At 69.6% G+C, this 8,039-nt stretch carries 9 protein-coding genes; 2 read left to right on the top strand and 7 right to left on the bottom strand.

Features of this window, described 5'->3' with window-relative positions:
* Nucleotides 1–1,158: MFS transporter (locus QZ772_RS15315; protein WP_295527922.1), on the bottom strand; the 1,158-nt coding region annotated here is incomplete at its 3' end.
* 118 nt (nucleotides 1,159–1,276) lie between these two features.
* Between QZ772_RS15315 and QZ772_RS15310 the strand changes: the two genes are divergently transcribed.
* On the top strand, nucleotides 1,277–1,516 hold the full coding sequence (locus QZ772_RS15310; protein WP_295527920.1) for a hypothetical protein: 240 nt from the start codon (nucleotides 1,277–1,279) through the stop codon (nucleotides 1,514–1,516).
* Nucleotides 1,517–1,731: 215 nt separating this feature from the next.
* Here QZ772_RS15310 and QZ772_RS15305 read toward each other — a convergent pair whose 3' ends face one another.
* The 5 genes from QZ772_RS15305 to QZ772_RS15285 all read right to left on the bottom strand — a co-directional run bounded on the left by QZ772_RS15305 (nucleotide 1,732) and on the right by QZ772_RS15285 (nucleotide 5,675).
* The gene (locus QZ772_RS15305; RefSeq protein WP_295527917.1) at nucleotides 1,732–2,562 is read right to left on the bottom strand and encodes an urease accessory protein UreD; all 831 of its coding nucleotides are present in this window, start codon (nucleotides 2,560–2,562) and stop codon (nucleotides 1,732–1,734) included.
* Entirely contained in the window at nucleotides 2,562–3,104 is a 543-nt protein-coding gene (locus QZ772_RS15300) for a nucleoside deaminase (RefSeq protein WP_295527924.1), read from the bottom strand. The genes QZ772_RS15305 and QZ772_RS15300 overlap by 1 nt, the downstream gene beginning before the upstream one ends.
* Before the next feature lie 156 nt (nucleotides 3,105–3,260).
* On the bottom strand, nucleotides 3,261–3,530 hold the full coding sequence (locus tag QZ772_RS15295; protein ID WP_295527914.1) for a hypothetical protein: 270 nt from the start codon (nucleotides 3,528–3,530) through the stop codon (nucleotides 3,261–3,263).
* Nucleotides 3,531–3,666: 136 nt separating this feature from the next.
* Nucleotides 3,667–4,629 carry a 2-oxoglutarate and iron-dependent oxygenase domain-containing protein gene (locus QZ772_RS15290; protein WP_295527912.1) on the bottom strand — a complete coding sequence of 321 codons (963 nt, stop codon included), beginning with the start codon at nucleotides 4,627–4,629 and terminating at the stop codon, nucleotides 3,667–3,669.
* Nucleotides 4,630–4,646: 17 nt separating this feature from the next.
* Nucleotides 4,647–5,675, bottom strand: coding sequence for an ABC transporter substrate-binding protein (locus QZ772_RS15285; RefSeq protein WP_295527909.1), 1,029 nt, complete (start codon nucleotides 5,673–5,675; stop codon nucleotides 4,647–4,649).
* Nucleotides 5,676–6,210: 535 nt separating this feature from the next.
* Here QZ772_RS15285 and QZ772_RS15280 point away from each other — a divergent pair.
* On the top strand, nucleotides 6,211–7,218 hold the full coding sequence (locus QZ772_RS15280) for a 2OG-Fe(II) oxygenase family protein (RefSeq protein ID WP_295527907.1): 1,008 nt from the start codon (nucleotides 6,211–6,213) through the stop codon (nucleotides 7,216–7,218).
* Between the two features lie 33 nt (nucleotides 7,219–7,251).
* Here QZ772_RS15280 and QZ772_RS15275 read toward each other — a convergent pair whose 3' ends face one another.
* Nucleotides 7,252–7,941: a GntR family transcriptional regulator gene (locus QZ772_RS15275; protein WP_295527904.1), complete on the bottom strand. Its 690-nt coding sequence runs from the start codon at nucleotides 7,939–7,941 to the stop codon at nucleotides 7,252–7,254.
* Nucleotides 7,942–8,039: the final 98 nt, after the last annotated feature.

Here is an 8,039-nt window from a genome sequence, read left to right as displayed (position 1 = left end):
CAGGAAGAACACCGCCGACCAGGCCAGCGCCTGGGTGCGCGCATCCAGCCAGCCGGCCATGAAGTTCCAGCCCGTCAGCGCCAGGCCGACGCCGGCGCCTGCATAGGTGAGGGCGATCATGCGTCGCCGTCCGATGCTGTCGAACAGCGGGCCCAGCAGCAGCGGCCCTAGCACATTGCCCAGCGCGAAGGGAAAGATGTAGAGGGCCACGCGCGAAGCATCCACGCCATGGAAGCGCGTCAGCACCAGCGCATAGGTGAAGAAGATCGCGTTGTAGAAGAAGGCCTGCGACAGCATCAGCCCCAGCGCCACCGCACTGCGCTGGCGGTAGTGCACCAGCAGCACGCGCGCCACCTCGCGCAGGCTGGGGCTGGGGCGGTGGCCCACCGGCGGATGCGCGGCGGGCGGCGGCAGCGGGCCATGCTCGCGCGCCACCTCGGCCTCGATGTCGGCCACGATCCGTTCGGCCTCCTCCGTCCGTCCATGCGCTGCCAACCAGCGCGGGCTTTCGGGCACATGGCGACGGATCAGCACGATGGCCAGCGCCAGCAGCGCGCCCAGCCCGAAGCCCACCCGCCAGCCCCACACCGGCCCGAACACCCGCGGGTCGAGCACCACCAGCGCCAGTCCCGCGCCCAGCGCAGCACCGAGCCAGAAGCTGCCGTTGATCGCCAGGTTGACCCGGCCCCGCACTCTGGCCGGCACCAGTTCGTCGATGGCGGAGTTGATGGCCGCGTACTCGCCGCCGATGCCCAGGCCGGTGAAGAAGCGGCAGATGGCGAAGATGGCGAAGGTGGGCGAGAAGGCCGTCGCGAAGGTGGCGGCCGCATACACCGCCAACGTGAGCATGAACAGCTTCTTGCGGCCGAGCCGGTCGGTCATGCGGCCGAAGACCAGTGCACCGGTCACCGCGCCGGCCACGTAGAGCGAGCCGGCCAGGCCCACCTGCGCCGCGGTCAGGCCTAGGGTATCGCCGCGCTCCAGCACGCCGCCGATGGAGCCCACCATGGTCACTTCCAGCCCGTCCAGCACCCAGGCGATGCCCAGTGCGATCACCACGCGCCAGTGCCAGCGCGACCAGGGCAGACGGTCAAGGCGGGCGGGAATGTCGGCGCCGGCAACAGGCGATGGCGGGGCAGGGGGGGCGAGGGATGTCATGGCGCTCCGATCTAGGTCCACGCTAGCGCGGCGATGGCCGCGGAGGCGTCGGCCATCGCTGACAGCCGATGTGGCGAATGGACGTAGACGGGCCCGGGTGCCGGGCCGCAGCGTCTCTTTGATGACGCAAACCCAAGACCCCTCCAAGGACGACGCCGCGCAAGGCGCGACACCCGCCTCGTCGCCGCGCAGCGAGGCACCCCGCCAAGACAATGGCTCGCCAAGCCCCCGCTACAAGGACGAGCCCGAAGTCACCCAGGAAGAGTCCGTGCCGCTGGATGGCAAGGATTCGGTGGGCGAAGAGATGATGGAAAAGCTCGGCGCCGAGCGCCGCCAGCAGCAGGAGGATCGCCGATGAACGGGCGTGACCTGGTGGCCGCGGGCGCTCCGGTGCCGGGCACCGACCCCCCACCACCCACCCCGGTGCCGCCGCTGACCGAACCCTTTCCTCCCGGCACGGAGCCTGCACCGCCCGTGCCGCCTTCACCACCGCCGGAGCCGTTGCCCGCGCCGTTTCCTGCGTAGTGCGGAAGGTCGGCGCCACCCCGGCCCTCGGCTGGACGGCGCCGCCTGTCAGGTCGACCAGATGCGCGGCGGTGCGGCCTCTAGCCGCCAGAGCTCGCGGCGCCAGTCGGTCCAGATGGCGCGCAGCAGGTGCATGGCGGGTTCGACCACCGGCGCAAGAACGCGCACGACGATGATCGCGGGCTGCGGACTGGTGGCGCCCGCGGTGTCGGCGAGTAGGTGCCTGTCCAGCCGCGTGCGCGCGATCTCCAGCAGGGCCTCGCGTCGCTCACGGGGAATGGATGTTCCGCTCACGTAGAACAGCGAGGCGAGGCAACGTCGTCCGGCCAGGCCCAGGGCGCCGTCCAGCAACAGGGCGTCGCCCGCGTCGATGCGACCGCGTTCGAGCCACACTCCCGGCACTTCCACATGCTGCTCCAGGCTGCCGGCCGCGAATTGCTGACCCGCATGGGGCAAACCAAGAGCTGTCACGTCCCAACCCAGAAGCTCGCCGCCCGGCGCCACGTCGAGGCGCAGCCGGTTGTGGGCATTGCAGCCGCTGTAGCACAGCGCCTCCAGCGGTAGCCACTCCAGCCTGGCGTCGGCCTGTACCTGCAGATGGGTCTGCTGAACGGCCGGCTCGCCTTCGCTGCGGTAGAAGCGGGACGCGCCCGGGGTCGTGACCAGGCCGTGGCTCCCGGCCGTGGCCGACACCCGGATGTCCAGCGTGTCGCCGCCCACCAGGCCACCGGGCGGATGCACCAGCACGTTGTGGCAGATGGCGTCGCCTTCGGGGTAGAGGCTCTGCAGGATGCGCAGCGGGCCGTCATGGCGGAAACGGGCCACGCTGCGGCCGTCGCGGGCCGAATAGTCGATGGAGAGTCGGGCGTGCCAGGGCATCAGGCCTTCCACGCCCCCACATGGGCGGCGCCGGCCTCGTCGATCAGGGCGGGGCCGATGCAGTCGATGGGGTGGGGCGAGGCTCGGAACACATCGCGGCAGGAGAGTTCGGCGTCGCGCTGGTCCGAGCGCTCGCCGCGGAAGTCGCGCAACCGTTCGGCATCGATGCCGAACACGACGCGGCCGATGCCCGACCAGAAGATGGCACCCGCACACATCACGCAGGGTTCCGCCGAGGAATAGATCGTGGCCCTGGCCAGCACCTCGCGGCCGATGCCCAGGCCGGCGAGCTTGCGGATGGCATTGGTCTCGGCATGGCCGGTCACGTCGCCGGTCTCGCCACTGTTGCAGTAGTCCTCGGTCAGCACGCGGTTGTCCTCGGACACGATGACGGCGCCGAAGGGCCGGTTGCCGCGGCGGCGGCCGGCATGGGACCAGCCGATGGCCTTGCGCAGGTAGCGTCCGTCGCGCTCGTCGAGCGCGGCTTCCAGGGGAAGCAGGGGGGAGGAAGACCTGGAGCGGGCGGCGCGCGATGGCCGCAGGAAAGGAGGCGTGCAGACAGGCCGGGGAGGCGAATTCTGCAGGAGCCGTGCCAGCCGCGCACGCAGGCGGACAGGAGTAGCGCCGTCAGCGAAAGACGGAAACCGGTGATGGGGGCAGCGATGCCCGGCCGGTCAGGGACGGCGGGACGCCGGCACTCAGGCGTCGAAATCCAGGGAGCGTTCCTGCCGGTGCAACGGGGCCTCGGGCGGCAGGGTGGATTGGCGAAGGGTGCGCAGGCCCAGCTCGGTGATGCCGAAGACCACGGCCTCCCGCGCCGACCCCGGGCCGAAGGGCCCGACGGCCGGCACGCTGGCAGTGATCAGCTGGGCGGCCTTCAGCAGCAGCACATGGTCGACCTCGGCCGTCTGCCGCACGGCCAGCGGAAAGCGTTCGTTCTCGATGCGAGCCAGGTATTCGATCGACATCGTTACCTCCTGTGCGAACCGCCATTCTGTGACTTAATTCACAAACGAGTATGACGCTGGATCAAGGCCTTGTGTCGACTGTGAGTACTTGTTCGCGACAGCGATGGCCGCGGCGAAGGTCTGGTGACTCGCGTCATCAGTCCGCGGCGGCGGCGCCATAGGTGCGCCGGTACATCTCCACCAAGTGCTCCCCGGCCGTGCAGGGCGCGAAGCGCGGCGTTTCGCCCGCAGGCACGGTGCCGGGCACGGCCTCGATGCGGGCCAGGTAATCGGGCTCGTAGAAGAACGGGATGGAGTAGCGCGGCGCCCCGCCCGAATGCACGTTGCGCACGCGGTGTGGGTTGGAGTGATACAGGCCGTTGGTCCAGCGCGGAATCATGTCGCCCAGGTTGACCACGAAGCAGTCCTCGATGGGCGTGGCGGGCAGCCAGTCGCCGCCGGGCATCTGCACCTCGAGGCCGCCGCGTCCGTCCTGCGCCAGGATGGTGATGGCACCCCAGTCGGTGTGCGCCCCGGCGCCGAAGGTGCGCGCGTCCGCGCCTTCGGGATGGGCGGGGTAGCGGATCATGCGCAACGTGACCATGGGGCTGTCGCTGGTGGCGTCGAACCAGGTCTCGGGGAGCTGGAGCGACAGCGCCATCAGCTGCATCAGCCGGCGCGACAGGGCCAGCATGGCCTGGATGTAGGCCTCGCACTGCGCGGGCGCCTCGGGCACCTCGACCGGCCACTGGTTGTGGCCGTAGGTCTGGTAGCCGGCAAGCACATAGGGATGGTCGGCCGGGTAGGCCATGCCGCAGTAGAAGCTTTCCTTCAGGTCGGGCCGCGCGGCGGCGTCGAGCGTCTGCGCGCCCATCAGCTCGTAGCCGCGCATCGCAAGCGACTTGTGCATCTCCAGCGCCTCGCGCGTGGTCATCGGCACGTCAAGCAGCCGTCGGGCCAGCTCGAACTGGGCCTGCACCTGTTCGGCCGGCACGCCGTGGTGGCGCACGTAAAAGAAGCCCGAGCCCATGGCGGCGGCGCGCATCTGCGCGGCCACCTCGGCGCTGCGCGGGCCGCCCAGCGCCAGGGCATCGTGCAGGTCGATGACGGGAATGGACATGGCGGCCCCAGCTGCGTTCAGGCCTTGAGCTTGCGCTCGGCGGCGGTGGGCAGGAAGCGGTCGGTCCAGATGTCGGCCACGGTGGGCGAGCTCTTCAGGCCGAAGGCGGCCACGGTCTCGTCGATGGTGGCCTGCAGGCGCTCGGGCGTGGCGGCGCCCCAGCCGTGGGCCATCGTGCCCGGCGTCTTCATGCTGCCGTCGACGATCAGCTGCAGGCGCTCGTGCTCGATGGCCTCGTTGGCCAGCGGCTCGCGGGCCTTGATGGCGGCGGCGCCCGCCTTCGTGTCCGCCATGGCCTCGATCCAGCCGCGGGTGGTGGCCTTGACGAAGGCCTTCATGGCCTCGGCGTTCTCCATGCTCTTCGCATTGGCGACCAGGCCGTTGCCGTACGACTTCATGCCGTAGTCCGAAAAGCGGAACGCCGTGATCTGCTCCGGGCCCATGCCGCGCAGCTTGAGGTTGAGCAGGCCGGTGAAGTAGAAGTAGCCCGCGCCGTCGAAGTCGCCCTTGACGAAGCGGGTGTCGCCGATGTCGGGTGCCACGTTCTCCCACTTGACGCTGGCCGGGTCGAAGCCCTGGGCCTTGGCGAAGGCGGGGAACAGCTTGCGCGAGGCATTGAAGGGCTGGCCCAGCAGCGTCTTGCCCGCCAGGTCGGTGGGCTTCTTGATGGGGCCGTCCTTGCGCACCAGGATGGCGTTGGGGTTCAGGTCGTACTGGATGGCCACGGCCTTGAGGCCGGCCGTGGGGTTGTTGACGTCGAACTCGACCATGGTGGCCAGATCGGCCGAGGCGCAGTCGTAGGCGCCGCTGCCCACCAGGCTGATGGCGGCGGCCGAGCCGTTGCCGGTGTCGATGGCAACGTCGAGCCCGGCGTCCTTGTAGTAGCCGCGCTGCTGCGCCAGCAGGAAGCCGGCGGCCGTGGCCTCGACCTTCCAGCCCAGGTTGAACTTGAACTTCTGCAGGGAGCCCTGGGCACGCACGAAGGGCGTGGCGGCGAGCAGGGTGGCGGCGCCCGAGGCAGCCAGGAGAGAGCGACGATGCAGCATGGTGCGGTCTTCGAAGGAATGCGTTGGGAAGCCTCGCGGGCCGTTGGGCCAGGCGCGGGGATGCCAGAGCAATTTCCGGGCGGCTCCGGATGGGGCCGCTGAACGCTTCTACTCCTGCAAGGGTTTCAGCACGATCCATGCCGCGCGTGCGTCGATGCCTGCAAGCCCACGCGGCCGGGCTCGTGCACCGCCAGTGTTCGCATGTGGTGCGGCAGCGGCCGCGTGTGCACCGCCCTGGTCGATCGCGCCCCGGCTTGGCGCAAGAGACCCTGCGGACGCCTCGGGAAGGCCAGAAAGCGCTTGCCGCGGCCCCCGCAACGACGGCCATAATCGCCGCCCAGAGAGTAGAAGCGTTCAGCAACGCCCACTTGCCGCCCCGGCAGGTGTCAGCGGCCCGGGAATTGCTCTTGACGTCCTGCCCACGTGCACCGTGGCGCGGCGCGATCAGGATGCAGCAGCAGCCCCGAAGCCCGCCCTCCATGGTCTCCGACGGACGGACATCTTCCTTCCACCCCACTCACCGGAGAGCCCCACCATGACCGCCATCGCCACGACCGCCACCCCCGACTTCGCCCTTGCCGAGCTTGAAAAGGAATCGCGCATGGGCGCGATGGGTTCGGAGACCACCACCCGTGAGGTGCGCCGCATCAGCCTGGCCGACTTCGACACCCGCCGCGCCGAGATCGCCGACCAGCTGTGGGATGCCGCGGTCGACGTCGGCTTCTTCCAGCTGGTGGACCACGGCATCGACCTGGCCGACATCCGCGCCGCCTTCGCCGAGGCCGAGCGTTTCTTCGCGCTGCCCGATGCGGTGAAGGCCCAGTACCCTCTGGCCAACAACGCCGGCTGGGAGAGCAAGGCCCAGGTGCGGCCCTCCACCGGCACCGCCGACCAGAAGGAGAGCTACCAGATCACGCTGCCGCTGATGGGCCCGCTCTTCCCCACGGAGGCCGAACTGCCCGGCTTCAAGGCCGCCATGCTGGCCTTCGAGCAGAAGAGCTGGGAAATCGGCATGAAGGTGCTGTCCTGCTTCGCGCTCAAGCTGGGCTTCGACACCGAGTTCTTCACCCGCGCGCACGACAAGTCCAGCGCCGAGTACCAGAGCACGCTGCGTCTGCTGCACTACTACGCGATCCCGCCCGAGGCGCAGGCCAACCTGGACCTGTGGCGCGCCGGTGCGCACACCGACTTCGACTGCCTGACGATCCTCTACCAGCGCCAGGGCCAGGGCGGCCTGCAGGTGTGCCCGGGCAAGGAATTCGAGAAGCAGGAGTGGACGTCCATCCCGCCCGACGAAGACGTCATCACCTGCAACATCGGCGACATGCTCATGCGCTGGAGCGACGACCAGCTGCCCAGCAACTTCCACCGCGTGCGCAACCCGCTGCCGGGCGAATACATGGGTCCGCGCTACAGCATCGCCTTCTTCTGCCAGGCCAACCGCGACGCGTTGATCGAGTCGCCCTCGGGCAAGTACCCGCCCATCACCGCGGGCGACTACCTCAAGCAGCGTATCGCGGCGAACTTCGGCAGGAAGTACTGAGCCTCGCCACTCAGGAGGCGGGCCCGACCGTGCTCAGACGAGGACGTAGTCCGGGTACTGCCGACAGATTTCGTCCACCGCGCTGAGCGTGCCCGACAGATGCGTGCGCAGCGCCTGCTGCGCAGCGGCCGGATCGCCGGCCTCGATGGCGCGCACGATGGCACGGTGGTCGCGCAGGATCGACTCGGTCTTGCCGGCCGTCGGCAGGTGCAGCCGCCGCAGCCGGTCCACATGGCCCGAGGCCTTGTTGACGAGCGCCCACAGGCCGGGCACTTCGGCGGCCTCGTACATCAGGCGGTGGAAGTCGCGGTCGGCCTCCACGAAGTCGCCATAACGCTGGGCCTTGGCGAGCGCCGACTGCTGGGTCACCGTGGCCTTCAGCCGCGCCAGCAGCTCAGCCGGCGCGCTCGTGGCCAACTGGTGCACCAGCTCCAGCTCCAGCGAGCGGCGCAGGAAGTGGGCCTGCCGCGCCGCCGCGATGTCGATGCGGCTGACCAGCGTGGCGTGCTGCGGAAACACATCCACCAGCCCTTCCTCGGCCAGGCGCAGCAGGGCCTCGCGCACGGGCGTCTGGCTCACGCCGAAATGGTCGGCCAGCTCCTGGCGCGCGAGCACCGAGCCAGGGGGAAGGTCGAGCGCAAGGATCGCGCCGCGCAGCGTTTCGAGCACCTGCGGCGCGGCAAGGCGCGTGCGGTCGAGTCGGGTCTTGGACAGGGGGGCCATCAGCGCCCCGATTCTGGCATTTGACGCACTAATATATTAGTGTTTCAATGCGCTTCGACCGCCGGATCGACGAACACCGGCGGCATCGGAGACACGCC

Source organism: uncultured Pseudacidovorax sp. (assembly GCF_913773995.1).
Lineage (GTDB): Bacteria > Pseudomonadota > Gammaproteobacteria > Burkholderiales > Burkholderiaceae_C > Xenophilus.
This window is presented reverse-complemented; position numbering and strand designations above follow the sequence as displayed.